The 18297-nt window shown below is 68.9% G+C and carries 18 protein-coding genes; 4 read left to right on the top strand and 14 right to left on the bottom strand.

The annotated features are described in order from the left end of the window. Window positions 1-32 precede the first annotated feature (32 nt). The 11 genes from ACX1D1_RS08040 to ACX1D1_RS07990 form a co-directional block, all read right to left on the bottom strand. The gene (locus ACX1D1_RS08040; protein WP_459054245.1) at window positions 33-1631 is read right to left on the bottom strand and encodes an ABC-F family ATP-binding cassette domain-containing protein; all 1599 of its coding nucleotides are present in this window, start codon (window positions 1629-1631) and stop codon (window positions 33-35) included. Window positions 1632-1677: 46 nt separating this feature from the next. Then, on the bottom strand, window positions 1678-2556 hold the full coding sequence (rarD, locus tag ACX1D1_RS08035) for an EamA family transporter RarD (RefSeq protein ID WP_459054244.1): 879 nt from the start codon (window positions 2554-2556) through the stop codon (window positions 1678-1680). Between the two features lie 55 nt (window positions 2557-2611). Next, a complete protein-coding gene (locus tag ACX1D1_RS08030) occupies window positions 2612-3439 on the bottom strand; it encodes an alpha/beta fold hydrolase (protein WP_182783039.1) in 828 nt (275 codons plus the stop codon). Window positions 3440-3497: 58 nt separating this feature from the next. After that, window positions 3498-3896, bottom strand: a complete 399-nt coding sequence (locus tag ACX1D1_RS08025; protein ID WP_182783040.1) for a metal-sulfur cluster assembly factor — start codon at window positions 3894-3896, stop codon at window positions 3498-3500. A gap of 62 nt (window positions 3897-3958) precedes the next feature. Continuing rightward, window positions 3959-4405: a Fe-S cluster assembly sulfur transfer protein SufU gene (gene sufU, locus ACX1D1_RS08020; protein ID WP_182783041.1), complete on the bottom strand. Its 447-nt coding sequence runs from the start codon at window positions 4403-4405 to the stop codon at window positions 3959-3961. Between the two features lies 1 nt (window position 4406). Then, window positions 4407-5657: a cysteine desulfurase gene (locus ACX1D1_RS08015; protein WP_459054243.1), complete on the bottom strand. Its 1251-nt coding sequence runs from the start codon at window positions 5655-5657 to the stop codon at window positions 4407-4409. Window positions 5658-5687: 30 nt separating this feature from the next. Then, the gene (gene sufC / locus ACX1D1_RS08010) at window positions 5688-6452 is read right to left on the bottom strand and encodes a Fe-S cluster assembly ATPase SufC (RefSeq protein ID WP_182783043.1); all 765 of its coding nucleotides are present in this window, start codon (window positions 6450-6452) and stop codon (window positions 5688-5690) included. Between the two features lie 60 nt (window positions 6453-6512). Continuing rightward, a complete protein-coding gene (locus ACX1D1_RS08005) occupies window positions 6513-6842 on the bottom strand; it encodes a non-heme iron oxygenase ferredoxin subunit (RefSeq protein ID WP_182783044.1) in 330 nt (109 codons plus the stop codon). After that, a complete protein-coding gene (gene sufD, locus ACX1D1_RS08000; RefSeq protein ID WP_459054242.1) occupies window positions 6839-8017 on the bottom strand; it encodes a Fe-S cluster assembly protein SufD in 1179 nt (392 codons plus the stop codon). The genes ACX1D1_RS08005 and sufD overlap by 4 nt, the downstream gene beginning before the upstream one ends. A gap of 64 nt (window positions 8018-8081) precedes the next feature. After that, window positions 8082-9524, bottom strand: coding sequence for a Fe-S cluster assembly protein SufB (sufB, locus tag ACX1D1_RS07995; RefSeq protein ID WP_459054241.1), 1443 nt, complete (start codon window positions 9522-9524; stop codon window positions 8082-8084). A gap of 11 nt (window positions 9525-9535) precedes the next feature. Then, the gene (locus ACX1D1_RS07990; protein ID WP_459054239.1) at window positions 9536-10216 is read right to left on the bottom strand and encodes a helix-turn-helix transcriptional regulator; all 681 of its coding nucleotides are present in this window, start codon (window positions 10214-10216) and stop codon (window positions 9536-9538) included. Between the two features lie 149 nt (window positions 10217-10365). On the opposite strand from ACX1D1_RS07990, the gene ACX1D1_RS07985 reads away from it, so the two are divergent. From ACX1D1_RS07985 to ACX1D1_RS07970, 4 genes are read left to right on the top strand one after another with little or no spacing between them, the layout of a single operon-like run. After that, on the top strand, window positions 10366-11067 hold the full coding sequence (locus tag ACX1D1_RS07985) for an ABC transporter ATP-binding protein (RefSeq protein WP_182783048.1): 702 nt from the start codon (window positions 10366-10368) through the stop codon (window positions 11065-11067). Then, entirely contained in the window at window positions 11064-11822 is a 759-nt protein-coding gene (locus ACX1D1_RS07980) for an ABC transporter permease (protein ID WP_459054238.1), read from the top strand. The genes ACX1D1_RS07985 and ACX1D1_RS07980 overlap by 4 nt, the downstream gene beginning before the upstream one ends. Continuing rightward, the gene (locus ACX1D1_RS07975; protein WP_370585750.1) at window positions 11810-12736 is read left to right on the top strand and encodes a COX15/CtaA family protein; all 927 of its coding nucleotides are present in this window, start codon (window positions 11810-11812) and stop codon (window positions 12734-12736) included. Before ACX1D1_RS07980 ends, ACX1D1_RS07975 begins: the two co-directional genes overlap by 13 nt. Beyond that, window positions 12687-14663, top strand: a complete 1977-nt coding sequence (locus tag ACX1D1_RS07970) for a M3 family metallopeptidase (RefSeq protein ID WP_459054237.1) — start codon at window positions 12687-12689, stop codon at window positions 14661-14663. Before ACX1D1_RS07975 ends, ACX1D1_RS07970 begins: the two co-directional genes overlap by 50 nt. Window positions 14664-15383: 720 nt before the next feature. On the opposite strand, the gene ACX1D1_RS07965 is transcribed toward ACX1D1_RS07970, so the two are convergent. The 3 genes from ACX1D1_RS07965 to istA form a co-directional block, all read right to left on the bottom strand. After that, window positions 15384-15848 carry an HNH endonuclease signature motif containing protein gene (locus ACX1D1_RS07965; RefSeq protein WP_459054236.1) on the bottom strand — a complete coding sequence of 155 codons (465 nt, stop codon included), beginning with the start codon at window positions 15846-15848 and terminating at the stop codon, window positions 15384-15386. A 73-nt stretch (window positions 15849-15921) separates the two neighbouring features. Next, window positions 15922-16719, bottom strand: coding sequence for an IS21-like element helper ATPase IstB (gene istB / locus ACX1D1_RS07960; protein WP_291918600.1), 798 nt, complete (start codon window positions 16717-16719; stop codon window positions 15922-15924). Then, on the bottom strand, window positions 16716-18242 hold the full coding sequence (gene istA / locus ACX1D1_RS07955) for an IS21 family transposase (protein WP_459054235.1): 1527 nt from the start codon (window positions 18240-18242) through the stop codon (window positions 16716-16718). Before istA ends, istB begins: the two co-directional genes overlap by 4 nt. Between the last annotated feature and the right edge of the window lie 55 nt (window positions 18243-18297).

Genomic DNA, 18297 nt, shown 5'->3' with positions numbered 1-18297 from the left:
GGCGCTCCTCCGGGGCGTACCGCTAGACCTCGCTAGGCCAGGTCGATCAGCTCGGCGTACTCGTCGCTCCAGAGGTCTTCGACGCCGTCGGGCATCACCAGCACCCGGTCCGGCTCCAGTGCCTCGACCGCTCCCGGATCGTGGGTGACCAGGATCACGGCCCCCGCGTAGGTGCGGATCGCGTTGAGCACCTCGCCGCGGGAGGCCGGGTCCAGGTTGTTCGTGGGCTCGTCGAGCAGCAGGACGTTGGCGGCAGAGACCACGAGCATCGCGAGCGCCAGGCGCGTCTTCTCGCCGCCGGAGAGCACGCCCGCGGGCTTCTGCACGTCGTCCCCGGTGAACAGGAACGAGCCGAGGACCTTGCGCACCTCGGTGTCGTTGAGGTTGGGCGAGGCGGACTTCATGTTGTCCAACACGCTGCGCTTCACGTCCAGGGTCTCGTGCTCCTGCGCGTAGTAGCCGAGCTTCGCGCCGTGCCCCAGTTCGACCCGCCCGGCGGACGGGTCCTCCATCTTGGCCAGAAGGCGCAGCATGGTGGTCTTGCCTGCGCCGTTGAGGCCGAGGATCACCACCTTGGATCCCTTGTCGATGGCCAGATCGACGGCGGTGAACACCTCCAGGGATCCGTAGGACTTGCTGAGGTCATGGCCGCGGAGCGGGGTCTTGCCGCACGGGGCGGGCTCCGGGAAGCGGATCTTGGCGACGGCGTCGACCCGACGCTCACCCTCGACGCCCGCCATGAGCTTCTCGGCGCGCTTGGCCATGTTCTGCGCGGCGACAGCCTTGGTGGCCTTGGCGCGCATCTTGTCCGCCTGCAGCATCAGCTGGGAGGCCTTGCGCTCGGCGTTGGCGAGCTCACGCTTGCGTCGCTTCTCGTCGGTCTCGCGCTGGAGGAGGTACCGCTTCCAGTTCATGGAGTAGATGTCCAGCTCGGCACGGTTGGCGTCGAGGTGGTACACCTTGTTGACCACCGCGTTCAGCAGTTCGGTGTCGTGGGAGATCACGATCAGGCCGCCGGGGAAGGCCTGAAGGTAGCTGCGCAACCAGACCACGGAATCCGCGTCGAGGTGGTTGGTGGGCTCGTCGAGGAGCAGCGTCTCGGCGTCCGAGAAGAGGATCCGCGCCAACTCGATGCGGCGGCGTTGGCCACCGGAGAGGGTCTTCAGCGGCTGACCCAACACCCGGTCCGCCAGGCCCAGGTTGGCCGCGATGCGCGCGGCATCGGCCTCGGCGGCGTAGCCGCCTGCCGCCACCAGATCTGCCTCGGCGCGCGAATAGGCGGCCATGGCCTCCTCGCGCACGGAATCGCTGTGGCTCCCCATGCCCTCTTCGGCTCGGCGCATCCGCTGGATCACCTGGTCCAGCCCGCGGGCGCCCAGAATACGGTCGCGGGCGATCTGTTCCGGGTCACCGGACCGCGGGTCCTGCGGCAGGTAGCCCAGCTGACCGGCGCGCGTCACGGTGCCCGCGGCCGGCAGCGACTCGCCGGCCAGGATGCGGGTGAGGGTGGTCTTCCCGGCGCCGTTGCGGCCCACCAGGCCGATCCGGTCTCCCCCGATCACCTGGAAGGACACCGGCGACAGCAGCAGCCTGGCGCCCGCGCGCACCTCGATGTCCTTGACCTGTAGCACCTTGACAGTCTCCCTGCCAGGCGCGCGCAGGGCAAACCGAGGATGGTCAGCGGCGCCTACGGCTGGCCAGGAGCGCATCGGCGATGAACAACGCCACCGCCGCCCACACCAGGGTGAACCCGGCCCAGCGCGCGGCCGGCATCGGTTCATCGAAGACGAGCCAGCCCACCAGGAACTGCCCGATGGGGGCCAGGTACTGCAGGATCGCGATGGTGATCATGGAGATGCGCCGGGCCGCGGCGGCGAACAGCAGCAGCGGGATCGCCGTGACGATGCCGGTGGTGGCGAGCAGCGCTCCGTAGCCACCGGTCGCCGTCGATCCCCCGGTCGCCGCGAGGTAGGCCAGGTAGGCCGCTGCCACCGGGGCGACGGCGGCGGTCTCGATCGCCAGGCCTGGCAGGGCACCCACAGAGCGTCCTGCGAGCTTCTTCACCAGCGAATAGAGCCCGAACGAGCCCGCGAGAGTCAGGGCGATCCAGGGAACCTGCCCGTACCCCACCACCATCACTGCGACGGAGGCCACCCCGAACGCCATGGCCACCCACTGAAGGCGTCGCAGCCGTTCCCCCAACACGAGGATGCCGAGCCACGCCACCGCGAGTGGGTTGATGAAGTAGCCGAGAGCCGTCTCCAGGGTCCGCTCAGTCATGACCGCGAAGACGTAGGTGGTCCAGTTGACGACGATGAGGCCGCCCGCCAGGGCGAGCGCCGCGACCGTGCGCCTGTCCGCCAGCGCGGCGCGCAGCAGCCCCCACTGCCGCAGCAGCGCGATGAGGAGCAGGCAGAACCCCAGCGACCACAGCGCCCGGTGCGCCACCACCTCGAGCGCGCCGGAGCGGCCGAAGAACTGGAAGTACAGCGGAAACAGGCCCCACAGGATGTAGGCCGCCAGCCCGTAGCCCAGTCCGGCCCTGTTGTCGCGCACCGGCTGAGCCTATCGCGGGCTGCCCGGCCGGACCCCGGCAGTCGACGCCTGGCGGCTAGAGCATCCCGATGAACCCGATGATCTCCCGCTCCCAGTGCTCGGCGTGCGAGTCGTTGACGCCGTGTGGGCCGCCGTGGATGACCACGAGCTCGGAGTCCGGCACGAACTCGGCCATCCGACGGCTCGACTTGTCGATGGGAACGTTGATGTCTCCGTCGCCGTGGATGACGAGCGTTGGCACGTCGATGGCGCGGCAGTCGTCCCGCAGGTCGGTTGCCCAGATCAGGATCGTCTGCGCCGCGGCATGGGGGCTGGACTGGTGGGCGATCTTCAGTGCCGCCTGACGGGTGTCCTCATCGACCTGGAGGCCGCCGTCGGCGGTGCTGTAGAACCAGGTGATGAACTGGTCGAGGAAACCGTCGCGGTCCGTTGCGCACTGGTCGGACATCCCCTGGAAGCCGTCCATGGGCATGGCGCCGTCCGGGTTGTCGTCGGAGATGCACAGCGCGGGTGTGATGGAGCCGGAGAAGATCGCGGCGGCGATGCGCTCGGAGCCGTGCCTGCTGAAGTAGCGCGCCACCTCGCCGCCACCCATGGAGAAGCCGAGGAGCACGGCGCCCTGCAGGTCCAGGTCCTGGATGAGCGCCTCGAGGTCGTCGGCGAGGACGTCGTAGTCGACGTCGCCGGCGGGCTTGTCGGACTGTCCGAACCCCCGCCTGTCGTAGGTGATCACGCGGTGACCGGCCTCGACGAAGGCCGGGAGGTTGCGTGCGAACGCCTCCCCCGAGAGGGGCCAGCCGTGGACGAGGACCAGGGGTCGGCCCCGGCCGCCCGTGTCGGTGTAGTGGAGCGTCACGTCATCTGCGGTCGTGAACGTGGGCATCGTCGCCTCCTGGTCTCAGTGATCCTTGATCTGAGGCTAGCCCGCGGGAGGCCCGCCGTCAGAGGTTGTAGCCGATTGCGCGCAGCTGCTCGCGGCCGTCCTCGGTGATCGCCTCGAGCGACCACGGCGGCAGCCACACCCAGTTGATGGTCACCGACGACACGAGGCCATCGAGCACGTACTTGGTGTCGTACTCGATCTTGTCGGTGAGGGGGCAGGTGGGTGAGGTGAGCGTCATGTCGATCGTCGCGTTGCCGTACTCGTCGACCTGGACGCCGTAGACGAGGCCCAGGTCGACGACGTTGACCATCAGCTCGGGGTCGACGACGTCCTTCATCGCCTCGAGGACTTCATCCTCCGTGGCCGCGGCTGACGCCGGGGCTGCGGGCTGGGACAGGTCCACGTCGGGGAGCTGGTCCTTGACCAGATCGCTGGGCCGCTGTTCTGGGGTGTACATGGTTCTCCTTGAGGTCGAGGGGGTTTCGACACGATGATCCGGGCTCGAGCCGGATCGTCGGCTCAACCAGCGGGGTGGGCGGTGGCTTGCAGGGTGGCGTCCCGGACCGCGGACCAGCCGAGGAGCGCGCACTTGACGCGTGCGGGGAACTTGGAGACTCCGGCGAACGCGATGGCGTCTTCGAAGATGTCTTCGTCGGGCTCGATGCGGCCTTGACTCTGCATCATCTCGAGGAACTTGTCGTGCAGGTCCAGGGCGTGACTGGCGGGCTTGCCGATCAGCAGGTCCGTCATCACCGAGGTGGAGGCCTGCGAGATCGAGCAGCCCTCGGCGTGGTAGGAGATGTCGGTGATCGTGTCGCCGTCGACGTGCACACGCAGGGTGAGCTCGTCGCCGCAGGACGGGTTCACGTGGTGGACTTCCACCTCGTACGGCTCGCGCAGCCCGGAGTGATGCTTCTCGCGGTAGTGGTCCAGGATGATCGTCTGGTACAGCTCGTCGATGTTCACGTCAGCCTCCGAATCGTGGCGCGAAGTAGTTGCGGGTGAACACCAGCGCGTCGGCGAGCGCGTCGATCTCGGCGGGTGTGGTGTAGAGGTACGACGACGCCCGCGTCGAGCTCTGGTGGCCGAGCCGCTTGTGAAGGGGGCGCGCGCAGTGATGACCACCGCGGATCGCGACGCCGCGGGAGTCCAGCACCTGCATCACGTCGTGGGGGTGCACCCCGGCGATGTTGAACGACACGGCGCTGCCGCGGTCCACCGCCTCGCCCGGACCGAGCAGGACGAGGCCGTCGATGCTGGTCAGCTTCGCCAGGGCGTACTCGGTGAGCTGCTGCTCGTGCGCGGCAATCAGGTCCATGCCGACGCCTGTCAGGTAGTCGACAGCGGCGCCGAGCCCCACGGCCTGGGCGATGGGAGGCGTGCCGGCCTCGAAGCGGTGCGGCGGCGGGGCGTAGGTGGAGTGGCTCATCTCGACGACCTCGATCATCTCGCCGCCACCCATGTAGGGGGGCAGTCCGGCGAGGAGGTCGTAGCGGCCCCAGAGCACACCGATGCCGGTGGGCCCGCACAGCTTGTGTCCGGTGAACGCCACCAGATCCGCCCCCAGGGCCGCGACGTCGGTGGCCTGATGCGGGACACCCTGAGAGGCGTCCACCACCATGACGGCGCCGACGGCGTGGGCCTGGGCCGCGAGCTGCGCGATCGGGTTGCGGGTGCCGAGCACGTTGGACACCCACGTCAGCGACACGACCTTCGTCCGCTCGTTGATGAGCCCGTCCCGCTCGGCGGCCTCAAGGTCGAGCCGGCCCTCGTCGGTGACGTCGAACCAGCGCAAGGTTGCACCGGATCGCTGGCAGGCCAGCTGCCACGGCACGATGTTCGAGTGGTGCTCCATCACGGAGATGACCACCTCGTCGCCCGGCTTCAGCCGGGATCCCAAGGTGTGGGCGCACAGGTTGAGTGCCTCCGAGGCGTTCTTGGTGAAGATGATCTCCTCGGTCCGCGGCGCGCCGATGAACCCCGCGACCTTGGACCGGGCCCCCTCGAACGCCTCCGTCGCCTCGGCCCCGAGCAGATGCATGGCGCGGGCGACGTTGGCGTTGTGCTGGAGGTAGTGCCCGGCGATCGCGTCCACCACCTGTCGCGGCTTCTGCGACGTGTTCGCCGAATCGAGGTAGACCAACGGCCACTCCCCCACCCCGCGCTGCAGGATCGGGAAGTCCGCGCGGATCTGCTCGACGTCCAGGGCGTCAGTCATCTGCGGTCAGCTCTCCAGCGGGGGGCGTCATCATGCGTTCGCGGACGCCTTCACGTAGGCCTCGTAGCCGGTGGCCTCGAGGTCGTCGGCCAGCTCCTTGCCGCCCTCGGCGACGATGCGGCCGTCGACGAACACGTGCACGAACGTGGGCTCGATGTAGCGCAGGATGCGGGTGTAGTGCGTGATGAGGATCACCGCGCGGTCACCCTGCTCCGAGTAGCGGTTGACGCCCTCGGCGACGATCTTCAGCGCGTCGATGTCGAGGCCGGAGTCGGTCTCGTCGAGGATCGCGGCCTTCGGGTTGAGCAGCTCCAGCTGGGTGATCTCGTGGCGCTTCTTCTCGCCGCCGGAGAAGCCCTCGTTCACGGAACGCGCCGAGAACGTCTTGTCGAGCTGCATCCGGCCGAGCGCGGCCTCGACCTCCTTGACCCAGGTGCGGACCTTCGGCGCGGCGCCGTCGAGCGCGGTCTTGGCCGTGCGGAGGAAGTTGGCGACGGAGACGCCGGGCACCTCGACGGGGTACTGCATGGCGAGGAACAGACCCGCTCGGGCGCGCTCATCAACCTTCAGCTCGGTGAGCTCGACGCCGTCGAGCGTCACGGAACCCTGCGTGATGACGTACTTGGGGTGGCCCGCGATGGCGTAGGCCAGCGTGGACTTGCCGGAGCCGTTGGGGCCCATGATGGCGTGGATCTCGCCCGGCTTCACGGTGAGGTTGACGCCCTTGAGGATGGGCTTGTTGCCCTCCTCGGTGATGACGTCGACGTGCAGGTCGGAGATGACAAGAGTGGACATGGGTGCTGGTTCTCCTGAGTGAATCGAGTTGGGGGTCCGCGGGGGGCTCGCCCCCGTGCGTCAGTAGGTGGTGGCGGGGGCGTCGACGTCGATCTGGACGTCGCCTCCCTCGATGCGGCACGCGAACACCCGAACGGGTGCGGTGGCGGGCAGGTTGAGCGGGCGGCCGGTGGCGAGGTCGAACGTGGAGCCGTGCAGATAGCACTCGATGGTGCCGCCGACGACGTCGCCCTCGCTGAGCGCGACCTTGCCGTGGCTGCACTGGTCCTCGATGGCGTAGACCTCGGTGCCGTGGAGGACGAGGGCCACGGTCAGCTCGTCGTCGACGTCCACCGCGAGCGGCTTGGCCTGATCGAGCTGAACGACCTGGGCGACGGTGACGAAGCTCACTCGTGCTCCTTCGTCGCGGTGCTCCCGTGGACCAGCTCCAGCTCCCGCTCCACCTGGGCCAGCAGGCGCTGCTCGATGGCGGGAACACCGATCCGGCGGATGATGTCGTTGAAGAAGCCGTGCACGATGAGGCGCCGCGCCTCGTCCTCAGTGATGCCGCGGCTCATCAGGTAGAACAGCTGATTGTCGTCGAAGCGACCCGTGGTCGACGAGTGGCCGGCGCCGGCGATCTCGCCGGTCTCGATCTCGAGGTTGGGCACCGAGTCCGCCTGGCAGCCGTCGGTCAGCACCAGGTTCTTGTTGGACTCGTAGGTCTCGATCTGCTTGGCGACCTTGCGGATCAGGACATCGCCGATCCACACCGAGTGCGCGCCCTTGCCCTGCAGCGCGCCGCGGTAGTCCACGTTGCTCTTGGTGTGGGGCTCGTTGTGGTCGACGAACATGCGGTGCTCGACGTGCTGGCCGCCGTTGACGAAGTACAGGCCGAACTGCTCCACGGAGCCGCCCGGGCCGGCGAAGCTGGCGCGCTCCGCGATGCGGATGGCCTTGCCGCCCAGGGAGGTGTGGATGGTGCGGACGTGCGCGTCGCGGCCCACCTGGACGGAGATCTGGGCGCCGTGCACCGTGTCCTCGGCCCAGTCGTTGACGTAGACGAGGTTGATCTCGGCGCCGTCTGCGACGCGGAAGTCGTACTTGGCGGCGTACTGGGCGGAGCCCTCGAAGTGCAGCACGAGGGTGGCGCGGGAATGCCGCCCGAAGTCCGCGATGAACGACTCGGCGGCGGGGCCGCCGCTGCCGGTGGCGGTGAACACGATGGGCTCGGCGATGACGGCCTCGGCGGGCACGTTCAGGTAGATCGCCTCGCCGGTGCGCTGCGCGGCGATAGCTGCGATCCGGTCGACGGGGGGCTCAATGGCGCGTTCCTGCGCCTCAGCCGCCGGGATTGCGCGCATCTCGACGCCGTCGGGAAGCTCGCCCGCCCAGTCGAGGCCGCCAAGAGCGTCGCCCTCGGCCAGGAGTGGACGGAGAGCCTTGAGCGGCGAGAAGCGCCAGATCTCCTCGCGGCCGGTGGGCATGGGGTGCTTGGCCACGTCGAAGCTGGGCTCCGGGTGGAGGTGCGACTCGATGGTCTCGATGGCCCCGGCGACGTTGGCGGCGCCGTCGAGGATGGGCATGGTTGCAGTAGTCAATGCAGCGTTCACTTTCTGAAAAGGTGGGGGTGCGGTCTGCGGGCGGGGGTCAGCCGACCGCGCCTTCCATCTGCAGTTCGATGAGCCGGTTGAGCTCCAGCGCGTACTCCATGGGCAGCTCGCGGGCGATGGGCTCGACGAAGCCGCGCACGATCATGGCCATCGCCTCGTCCTCGCCCATGCCACGGCTCATGAGGTAGAACAGCTGGTCCTCGGATACCTTGGACACGGTGGCCTCGTGGGCCATCGAGACGTCGTCCTCGCGGACGTCGACGTAGGGGTAGGTGTCGGAGCGCGAGATGTTGTCCACCAGCAGTGCGTCGCACTTCACCGACGACGCGGAGTGCGAGGCACCCGGCTCCACCTTGACCAGCCCACGGTAGGAGGAACGGCCACCGCCCCGGGCCACGGACTTGGAGATGATCGAGCTCGACGTGTGCGGGGCGCAGTGAACCATCTTGGAACCGGCGTCCTGGTGCTGCCCGGCGCCCGCGAAGGCGATCGACAGCGTCTCGCCGCGGGAGTGCTCACCCATCAGGTAGACCGCCGGGTACTTCATGGTCACCTTGGAGCCGATGTTGCCGTCGATCCACTCCATCGTGGCGCCCTCTTCGCAGATGGCGCGCTTGGTCACCAGGTTGTAGACGTTGGTGGACCAGTTCTGAATGGTGGTGTAGCGGCAGCGCGCGTTCTTCTTCACGATGATCTCCACCACGGCGGAGTGCAGCGAATCAGAGGAGTAGATCGGCGCGGTGCAGCCCTCGACGTAGTGCACGTAGGCGCCCTCGTCGACGATGATCAGGGTCCGCTCGAACTGGCCCATGTTCTCGGTGTTGATCCGGAAGTAGGCCTGGAGCGGAATGGTGACGTGGACGCCCTTGGGCACGTAGATGAACGAGCCGCCGGACCACACCGCCGTGTTGAGGGAGGCGAACTTGTTGTCGCCCACGGGGATCACGGTGCCGAAGTACTCCTGGAACATCTCCGGGTACTCCTTCAGCGCGGTGTCGGTGTCCAGGAAGATGACCCCCTGGCGCTCGAGCTCCTCGTTGATCTTGTGGTAGACCACCTCGGACTCGTACTGGGCCGCGACACCGGAAACCAGGCGGGCCTTCTCCGCCTCAGGGATGCCCAGTCGGTCGTAGGTGTTCTTGATGTCGTCCGGAAGGTCCTCCCAGGTCTGGGCCTGCTTCTCGGTGGAGCGCACGAAGTACTTGATGTTGTCGAAGTCGATGCCGCTGAGGTCCGCGCCCCAGGTGGGCATGGGCTTCTTCTCGAACAGCTTGAGCCCCTTGAGCCGAAGGTCGCGCATCCAGTCGGGCTCGCTCTTGAGCCCTGAGATGTTGGTCACGACGCCCTCGTTGAGGCCGCGCTTGGCCGTGGAGCCGGCGGAGTCGCTGTCGTGCCACCCCCACTGGTAGTTGGACAGTGCCTCGATGTGTTCGTCCTGCGTGGACCCCAGTCCGGGGGCCAACGGTGCGGTCTGAGTCATATGAGTTGCCGTCACTTTCTTCTCGGGATTTGAGGGGTGGGCAGGCGGTGGGGCACGTTGGTGGTGCACACCCCGTCGCCGTGGGCAATGGTGGCCAGCCGCTGGACGTGGGTGCCCAGCAGCCTGGCGAAGAGCTGGGTCTCGATCTCGCAGAGGATCGGGAATTCGGCGGCCACGTGCGCGATCGGGCAGTGATGCTGAAGCAGCTGCTCGCCGCTGTGGACCGGCCGGATGGACGGCGCGTAGCCGTCCGCGGCCAGAGCTTCGACGAGGATCTCCACCGCCGGTCGCTCCGGGTCCGCCTCGCGGGCTGCGCTGAACCGCTCCTCGATGCAGGCGACCCGGTCCTCGGCGATGCCCCGGATGGCGCTGGGACCCGCGGCGACTGCGAGCCTCCTGAGTGCGGCGATGGCGAGGTCGTCGTAGGCCTGCCGGAACTCGGCGCGGCCCGCGTCGGTGAGCACGAACACCTTCGATGGCCGGCCTCGGCCCCGTGCGCCGAACACCCGCTGCTCATGGGAGGTCAGGGCGCCGCTGGTGAGGAGCACCGCCAGGTGACGCCGCACCGCGGCCGGGGTCAGGTGCAGGCGCTCCGCCAGCTGCTTGGCAGTCTGCGGGCCGTCGTTGAGGATCAGGTCCACGACGCGGCGACGGGTGGGAAGATCGACCGTCTCGATGGATTCAACAGACATGACGCTCCTCCCGCTCGAATTAACCTACGTCAGTCTTTCCAATTCTCCTCCAAGTTTCAAGCAAGGACACCCTAAGTCCACTGTGCGAGACCCCCGTGGGGTGCGCACCGCGAAACAATCGGCTGTGTGGGCGGCGCTAGGCTGTCCCGGTGCCCGTCCTCGATGCCCGCGATCTCACGGTGTCGTTCGGCCAGACCCAGGCCCTCGCCGGCCTCACCCTGCAGGCCGACGCTGGGCGGATCACTGCCCTCCTCGGCCCGAACGGGGCTGGAAAGACGACGTTCATCCGCTGCTGCACGGGGCTCGCGCACCCCGACGCCGGCGAGCTGACGCTCTTCGGCGAGGCGCCCGGCTCTGCGCTGGTCCTTCCCCGGATCGGCCTGATGCCCCAGGCCACCGGCGCCTGGTCCGGTATCACCCCCGAGCGCCTCCTGCGGTACCTCTCGAAGTTGTATGCCACGCCACAGCCGGTGGACGAACTCATGGGCCTGTTGGGCGTCGACGGCTTCGCCCGCACGCCCTACCGGCGGCTGTCGGGCGGCCAACAGCAGGCCGTCAACCTGGCCGGCGCATTGATCGGACGCCCTGACCTGGTCTTCCTCGACGAGCCCTCGGCAGGCCTGGACCCGCGGGGGCGGCGAGCCACGTGGCAGCTGTTGGAGCGGCTGCGCGACGCCGGTGTCGCCGTGGTCCTCACCACCCACGACATGCACGAGGCCGAGGCGTTGGCGGACCACGTCTACATCGTCGACCGCGGGCGCGTCACCGCCCAGGGAACCGTGGCGGCCCTGACGGTCAACGGCAGCCTCGAGGACGCGTTCCTCCACCACACCACCGGAGACCGCCCATGACACTGGACTTCACCCCCTCAGCCGTCGCGGCACCGCTCGGGCGCCGGGTGTGGGCGCACGCTACGACCGAGGCCTCGCTGATCCTGCGCAACGGCGAGCAGGCGCTGCTGGCCGTGGTCATCCCGGTGGCCATCCTGGTGGGCGGACGGTTCTTCGGCGACAGGCTGGGGCTGGCCCTCCAGGACACCGCCCCCTCGGTGCTCGCGCTGGCGATGTGGAGTTCGTGCCTCACCACCCTGGCGATCGCCACCGGGTTCGAGCGCCGCTACAACGTCCTCGAGCGGATGGCCGCCACGCCACTCGGAAAGCCGGGCATCCTCGTCGGCAAGGGACTGGGCATCAGCCTGATCACCGCCGGCCAGGTGACGGTCCTGGCACTGATCGCCGCAGCCTTGGGGTGGCGGCCCGAGTTCACGCCCCTGTCGTTATTCGTGGCCCTCATCGTGACTGTCCTCGCGATGGGCGCCTTCGCGGGGTTGGCCCTGGCGATCGCCGGATCGTTGCGGCCCGAGGCCACCCTGGCGGTGGCCAACCTGCTCTACCTGGTCGGCATGCCGCTGGGCGTCCTGCTGCCGGTGTCGCGGTTTCCCGGGTGGGCCCAGCCAGTAGTTGCGGCGCTGCCGACGGGCGCCCTCGGCGAGACCCTCAGGGCGGCGGCACAGGGCCAGGCCCTAGGCTGGCCGGTACTGGTGGCCGCACTGTGGTGTGCGGCGGCCCTCGCGCTGGCGTGGAAGGTATTCAAGTGGACGTCCTGACCAAACTTGTCGACGGCGAGCGCGCGCTGCGCAGCTGGCTGTGGATCTCCCTCATCTGCAACATGGGCATCATCGTGACCGGCGCCGTCGTGCGGCTGACGGGCTCCGGGCTGGGTTGCCCCACCTGGCCGCGCTGCACCGACGAGTCCTACACCCCTCACGAGGCCTACGGGATCCACGGCGTGATCGAGTTCGGCAACCGGCTGCTCACGTTCGTCCTGATCGCTGCCGCGCTGGGCGCGTTCATCGCCGCCTGGCGCAACCGCGGGGCCCGCTCGAAGCTGTGGTGGATCACGCTCGGCGTGGGTCTCGGCATCCCGCTGCAGGCCATCGTCGGCGGGATCACCGTGCTCACCCAGCTGGATCCGGTGTGGGTGGCGCCGCACCTCCTGCTGTCGGTGGTTCTCATCGTGGTGTGCGTCTGGGCGCTGCGCGTGGGCTACGGGGTCTCCCCCACCCCCGTGGCGCCGGGTGCCCGCTGGTTGGTCGTCGCGACCTTCGCGGCCTCGATGGTCTCCATCGTTCTCGGCACCGTGGTCACCGGGGCCGGCCCGCACGCCGGTGACGCCGCCTCGCCGCGCAACGGCGCCGACATCGAGTCGGTGGCCCGCATCCATGCGCTGTCCGCGTGGCTGGTGGTGGCCCTCGTCGTGGCCTGTGTATGGCTGTTCACCCGCACCCGTCAGGCGCGCCCCGCCCGCGCGGCCAGGCTGACGCTGATCACGGTGGCCCTCCAGGGCGTCATCGGCTACCTGCAGTACTTCCTCGGCCTGCCCGTCGGCATCGTGATCCTGCATATGGTGGGATTGACCGTGCTCACGGCGGCAGTGTCGTGGCTACTGGTGTCGACGACGAGGAGATCCCATGCCCACCAATCCGGTCCTGACGAACGCGCTGCCGTTCGCGCTTCCTGACTTCGCCGCCGCTACCCCGACGGACTACCGCTCGGCCTTCGAGATCGGCATGGCCGAGCAGTTGGCCGGGTTGGCGCTCATCCGCGACGGCGAGTCGGAGACCACGGTCGAGAACGTCCTGGGCGCCTGGGAGGATGCCGAGGCCACGCTGCGGCGCGCCCTCAACGCGTTCTACGCCGTGCACTCCTCCGATGGCTCCCCGGATCTGGACGCCATCGACGAGGAGATGTCGCCGAGGCTTGCCGCGCACGCAGACTCGATCTTCCTGGATAGGGCGCTGTTCGCCAGACTGGAGGGGCTGCGCGCACGAATCGACGGCGGCCTGACCCTAGCGGACAAGCAGGACCGCTACGCACTGGACGAGCTCCTCCGCAGCTTCCGCCGGGCAGGTGTTGAACTCGATGACGAGGCCCAGGCCCGGGTCCGGGCGCTGAACCAGCAGCTGGCGGAGTTGTCGACGAGATTCGAGCAGCTCAACCGGGAGGCCCGCAACGCCGGTGGCGTCGTCGTGACAGAGCAGGAGCTGGCGGGGCTGGCCGACGACGAGCGGTCCTCCCTCCGCGCGGGCGACGGCTACCGGATCGAGCTGGTCAACACCACGCAGCAGCCGTTGGCGGTGAAGCTCGCCGATGCGGGCGTGCGCCGTCGTCTCTTCGAGGCCTCCACCACGCGGGCCCTCGACGGCGAGTTCGACACTCGTGCCGTGGTGGTCGCCATCGCCCGCGCCAGGGCCGAACGCGCCACCCTGCTGGGGTACCCGCACCACGCGGCGATCGTCGCCGAGGCTGGGTGCGCCAAGCGCACGGACGCCATCCTGCAGATGCTGGTGCCGCTCGCGCAGGCAGCGCTCGCCAAGGCCCGCGAGGAGGCGGCGGACCTGCGGGCGCGCTACGCCGAGCTCGCCCCGGGGGCTGAGTTCTCCGCGGCGGACTGGGGCTTCGTCGAGGCCGTGGTGCGCCGGGAACGGTTCGCGTTCGACGAGGCCGAACTCGGCGAGTTCCTCCAGGTGGAGAAGGTGCTGGCGGCCGTGTACGCCGCCGCCACCGAGCTGTACGGCATCACGTTCGTCCCCGTCGACGGCGTGGTGGGGCACGCGCCGGACACCCAGGTCTTCGAGGTTCGGGACGCCGACGGCACCACCCTCGGGATGTTCCTCATGGACTTCTGGGCCCGCCCCACCAAGCAGGGCGGCGCCTGGATGAGCAACATCGTTGACCAGTCCACCCGTGACTCGACGCTGCCAGTGGTAACCAACAACTGCAACTACACCCGTGCCACCACGTCGATCTCCTGGGATGACGTGATCACGATGTTCCACGAGTTCGGGCACGCCCTCCACGGTCTGCTCGCGCAGTCGAAGTACGCGTCCCGCTCGGGCGCCAACGTGTCTCGCGACTTCGTGGAGTTCCCCAGCCAGGTCAACGAGCACTGGGCCTGGACGCCGGGGCGGGTGCTGCCGCCCGAGTGGGTGGCCAAGCTGGAGGACGCCAGCAGGTTCGGCCAGGGCTACGCCACGGCAGAGACCGAGCTGGCATCACTCCTGGACCTGGCCTGGCACATGACCCCCCTCGACGAGCTGCCGTCCTCGCCGGATGAGGTAGAGGCCTTCGAGCGAGCGGCCCTCGAGCGCTGGGGTCTGGTCGACGACCTGGTCCCGCCGCGCTACCGGTCGCAGTACTTCGCCCACATCTGGGGCGGCGGATACGCGGCCAGCTATTACGGCTACGCCTGGGCGAAGGTGATGGACGCCGACGCCGTGGCATGGTTCGACGAGCAGACCGGCCCTCTGCGCGAGGCCGGGAGCCACTTCCGCAGGACGCTGCTGGCCCCCGGCGGCTCGGTGGACCCGATGGAGACCTACCGTCGCTTCCGCGGCCGGGATCCGCAGCTCGCCCCGCTGCTGGACCGGTTGGGCCTGACCCTTTAATGGTTCGTCTTCGCTAGTTCGTCCGGGGTTCTGGTCCTGCGGCGGCGCCGGTCTCCTGCCGCTCCCTGGGCGGAAGAGGGTCGCCCGCGAAGCCGGCGTGGCCTGGGTTCCCCGCTCCCTGAGGAGGGCCGCCCGCGGAGCGTGGCCCGTCCCCATCGCTCCCTGAGGAGGCGCGCCGCCGAAGGCGCGGGTGCCGTCTCGAAGGGTCGTGACTTCCACCTTCACGCGGGTCTTGTGGTCGGGTGTGGTGAGCCGTGAGTCGATGCCCGGGCGGCCGATGTCCATGTTCTTGAGATCGCCGCGGACGGGGTTTGTGGTCGGGGTTGTTGAGGCCGCCCGGGCATCGTCTCGCGTCTCCCCGCACTCGCCCTGCTTGTGGCGTTGCCTGTTCCCGGGTGCGGGCCGGTAGGGCGGCGTTGGGGTCGGGCCTGCTTGAGCGGGATGCCGGTTGGGCGATCCTCGGGTTGGGCACCGCTGCGCAGTGCCGCCCTGCCGTCCCTCACCCTGGCTTTCGGGTGTGGGTTTTCGATTCTTCGAGACATTCTGCGCGGTCGCTGCGCGGCGCGGGAGGTCCCATCCGCTCCCTGAGGAGGGCCGCCCGCGGAGCGGCGCGGGCCGTCTCGAAGGGTCGTAACTGGGCGCTGACAAGCAATCCCTGACGTATCGAGGCCGCTGCGCTCGTGAGCGGGTCGTTGACCCCTGCTGCACTCGCGGATGACGCTAGCCGGCGGAAGCCCAGACGGCGGAGCTGCGGCCGATGAGTTCGTCGAGATCCGGCGCACGGCGCTCAGGCACGACCGGCGAGACCGAGTCAGGCAGGCCGGGGTCGGGTGGGCAGGGTGGTCCCCCGGCAAGGGGCGTGAGTTGCTGCAGCCGGTGGCGTTGATGCTGCCTCGGCCTGCGCGCCGGATCGATGTGCCGGGGTGGGGTGAACCACGGCATACCTGTGGCGGGGTCGAGGTGGACCTGCCATTGGGATTCTTCGGATTGGCGGGGGTCGGGTTCCACGAGGCGGTGGTGGAACGGGCAGAGCAACACGCCGTTGGCGAGGCATGTTGCGCCGCCTTGCCACCACGGAATGATGTGATGCGCCTCACAGCCGGCCGGTGTTGCGGCACAGCCGGGTGTCAAGGGCCACTGGTTTCTGCCCGGAGGCGGACATGAAACCTGCCCGGTGACGGTCACGAGATGTGCCCGGTGGTGGCCATGGGATCTGCCCCTGGGGGGTTGTTGGCCATCCACCTCGGTCGAGGCTGGGTTAGTGCAAGGGGGTCACCCCCCGGCCGGCGAGGGCTTGGGTGAGTCGGACGCTGTCGCCGCTGGTTTGGCAGACGTGGGCGTGGTGGAGGAGCCGGTCGACGGTGGCGGTGGCCAGGGTTTTGGGCATGAGTTCGTCGAAGCCGGCGGGGTGCAGGTTGGAGCTGATCGCGACGGAGCGTTTCTCGTAGGCGGCGTCGACCAAGCGGTAGAGGCCCTCGGCGGCGTCGTGGGACACGGGTAGCAGGCCGATGTCGTCGACGACGACCAGGTCGGCGCGCAGGATCCGGGCGATGGCTTTCGACACGGTGTCGTCGGCGCGGTGCCGGCGTAGCAGCAGGCCGAGGTCTTCGAGGGTGAACCAGGCGACGCGGAGTCCTTGTTCGACAGCCAGGTGGCCGAGTGCTTCGAGGAAGAACGTCTTCCCGGTGCCGGAGGGGCCGCAGACGACGAGGTTCTCCCGCCGGCCGACCCATTCCAGGGTCCGCAGTGCTTGTTGGGTGGGGGCCGGGATCGAGGATGCTGTGTCCTGCCAGGCGTCGAAGGTTTTGCCGGTGGGGAACCCGGCGGCGGTCCGGCGGGTGGCCAGCGCGGAGCGTTCCCTTCCGGTGACCTCCTCGACGAGGAGGGCTTTGACGACTTCGGCGGGGTCCCAGCGTTGCGCTCGGGCGGTGGCGAGGATGTCAGGTGCTGCGGTGCGCATGTAGGGCAACCGCATCCGGCGCAGCAACGCTTCCAGGTCGGCCGGTAGCGGCGGGGCGACCGGAACCCCAGCCACCGGGGCGCTCTGGCCGGTCATGAGGCGATCTCCTCGGGGTTGGTGGTGCCGTAGGTGGCCCAGCCGCGGGTGCCTTGGGTCAGGGACTGGTCCTCGCTGGCCTGCAGCTGTGTCGGGTTCGGTCTGCTGCGGTGGTGGTCGAGGATGGAGGCGAGGTCGGCCTCGGCGAAGCGGCCGTGGACGGCGGCATGTCCCAATGCCCAGTCGACGTCGGCGGGGTTGAACAGGCGTGCCAGCTGGACCGCGGCGGCCATCTTGACCCGCATCTTCCCGGTGCCCGCGGCGGCGGCCTCGACCAGCCAGATCCGCGCCCCTTCACCCAGGGCGAGGAACTCGCTGTCAGCCACCGACTTGGGTGTGGGGGTCCGTTCCAGGGCGCCGGCTGGTGCGGGCGGGAAGTGCGTGTCGTCGAGCATCGGCGTGCCGGGGGTCGCGCGTCGGTGGCGGGCGACCTCGACCGGGCCCGCGGCGTCGAGGTGGGTGATCACGATCTGCTCATCCGCGCCGCGGCCGTGGACGCGGACCCAGACCGTGGCCCCGCAGAGCCGGTGAGGGACGGAGTACTGGCCGTGTTCGAAGTTCACCATCGGCGTGTTGTCCGGCACCACCCTCGTGGTCCCGAACGCGACCGTGAACGGCGCCGCCGCGACAGGATGCAACCGTGGGCGTTCCTCGGCCAGCATCTCGACCGGGGCCCGTCGGGTGACCCGATGCGGGCGGGCGTTGACCATCTCACCAAACGCTTCGCAGGCGGCTTCGAGGTCGGCGAACGTGTCGTAGGCGTCGCGCAGGTTCGCGTCGGTGGGCACCAGGTCGGCCTTCGCGAGCTTCACCGATGATTCGGTGCCACCCTTCGACGCGGGATCGGCCGGCCGACACGTATGAACGGTCACCGCGTAATGGGAAGCGAAGGCGACCAGCTGCTGATTCCGGACCGGGATCCCGGCGATGTGCTCGCTGGTGACGGTCTTCTCGTTGTCGGTCAACACATACGTCGGGACGCCCCCGATCCGGCGGAACGTGACATCCAAGGCGGCGAACACCGAGGGCAGGGTCTTGTCCCGCAGCGGCAGCACCACCCGGAATCTCGACCACGCGACCCAGGCGACGAACAGGACCGTCTTGACCCCGTCGATCAACGGCCCGTCGCCGTAGTCGTACTGCAACCACATCCCCGGCTCGGTCACCCACGGCCGATGGACCCTGCGGTTCCCGACCCGGAACGCGGTCTTCGCGGCCGCGACCGCGCGGCGGGTGGTGCGCTCCGAGCCGGTGTAGCCCAGCCACTCCAGCTTCTGGTGGACCCTGTCGGCGCGGACCTTCCCCTTCGACCGCTCGACCCACTCCTCGACCTTGTCCAGGTAGTCGTCGATCAACTGAGGCCGGCGGGCCGTCCCCGACGGCGGGCCACCCAGCTTGTCGCGGGCCTCCACATAGCGTTTCACCGTGTGATGAGAACACCCCACCAACTCGGCAGAATCACGCAACGACCCAGTCAGATCGTAAGCATCCAAGATTTCCATGATTTCCTCGGCAGACTTCAAGATGTCCCTTCCCCGGGTGACGAACAGTGCTTCAGCACCACTCATCGCACTCGAG

This window comes from Tessaracoccus luoxuelianae, from assembly GCF_054483915.1.
The sequence above is the reverse complement of the archived record's forward strand: the minus strand, read 5'-3'. Positions and strand labels throughout refer to the sequence as shown.